The following is a 1474-nucleotide window of genomic DNA, read 5'->3' as shown; positions in this document are numbered from 1 at the left end:
TTAACTTAAGTAAATATTTACATGTAAATTTTATATTTTATATACTTATGTATATTTAAACATTATGCAAGCACACAATGGTGAGATAAATCCGGTAATTGAGCAATTAAATAAACCTAGCCATCTGAACAAGTTTTATTGGACACTTGTTTTAATGGCCACTATAGGAGGGTTTTTATATGGGTATGATCAATCTGATATAGGTTCTGTTCTAATATTTATTCCATATTATATTCATGCATCTCCTTTCGTTGTTGGTTATATTGCCTCTGGGGCATTATTAGGTGCCGCATTTGGAGCATTAATAGCATCCTTCATTACAGATAAACTTGGTAGAAAATTTCTGCTATTAACTGATATAGTAATTTATATAGTTGGTGCTCTTCTATCAGCACTAACAATAAACGTTATAATGCTTATGGTTGCAAGAACATTCATCGGTATTGCTATCGGTGCCGATTCTGCAGTTGCAACTGCATATATAGCTGAATTTGCTCCCAGAAAACATCGTGGTAAGCTTGGAATCATGCAACAATATATGATAGTTATAGGAATTTTTGCATCGTTTATTGTTGCAATGCTCATGTTTCTATACCTACCAAAATTAGCTTATAATGTGGATTGGAGAATTATACTCAGCCTTGCTATAATTCCGGCATTAATAGCCTTAATTTTCAGATTTAAAATACCGGAATCACCAAGATGGCTAATATTAAAGAAAAAATATGAAAAGGTAAAGAAAGATCTTTTAAAATTTGGGATACAGGCAACAGATTCGGATTTAAACGAGGCATATAATTACCTGTATAGTTTAACGAAAAATAGAAATAAGGAAACAAAAGGCGTCAAGAGAGCCTTTTTTGTTAGTGCATTGATGGGATTATTTATTATAGCCAATGGTGTGAATATACCATTAATTTATGGCCCTTACATAATTTCAAGCCTTCACATATTCCCCTCAGTAAGCAATAAAGCTATAGCAAATGCCTATGCTATAGGAGCAACTGCGATACTGAGTGCAGTTATGGTTGCCTCAACATTTCTTGGTTTTAAATTTATAGATATTGCTGGAAGAAGATTTTTAGCATTATTAGGATTTGCAGGTATGGCTGTATCTGATATAGTTGGTGGAATATTATACATAGAAAATTATCCAATAGGTCTATTAATGGGGCTTGCATTTTATCTCATATTTTTTGGCATAGGCGGTGGTGGAATAGCGTTTTTAATACAGGGAGAATATTTCCCAACACATAAGAGGGTCAAATTTGCAGCGCTGGCTGTTTTTGTGGAATGGATGACCAGTTTTACAGTTGATGAAATTTTTCCATATATGGACTCAGTTTTACATCTGGGGTATTCCGTTATAGTCTTTGGAATAATATCTATTATTGCCTATACAGGGAGAATATTTCCCAACACATAAGAGGGTCAAATTTGCAGCGCTGGCTGTTTTTGTGGAATGGATGACCAG

1 protein-coding gene is annotated in these 1474 nt (G+C 33.9%); it reads left to right on the top strand.

Translation table 11 applies throughout. The features are described from left to right. The first annotated feature begins 64 nt into the window (after positions 1-64). Positions 65-1426, top strand: a complete 1362-nt coding sequence (locus AOG55_RS03455) for an MFS transporter (protein WP_084779396.1) — start codon at positions 65-67, stop codon at positions 1424-1426. Positions 1427-1474 lie beyond the last annotated feature (48 nt).

Source organism: Acidiplasma cupricumulans, assembly GCF_001402935.1.
GTDB classification, from domain to species: domain Archaea; phylum Thermoplasmatota; class Thermoplasmata; order Thermoplasmatales; family Thermoplasmataceae; genus Acidiplasma; species Acidiplasma aeolicum.
This window is presented reverse-complemented; position numbering and strand designations above follow the sequence as displayed.

What these genes read in the sequence shown, in the direction of transcription:
- AOG55_RS03455 (WP_084779396.1), top strand. Translation starts at nt 65, where the DNA reads ATGCAAGCACACAATGGTGAGATAAATCCGGTAATTGAGCAATTAAAT.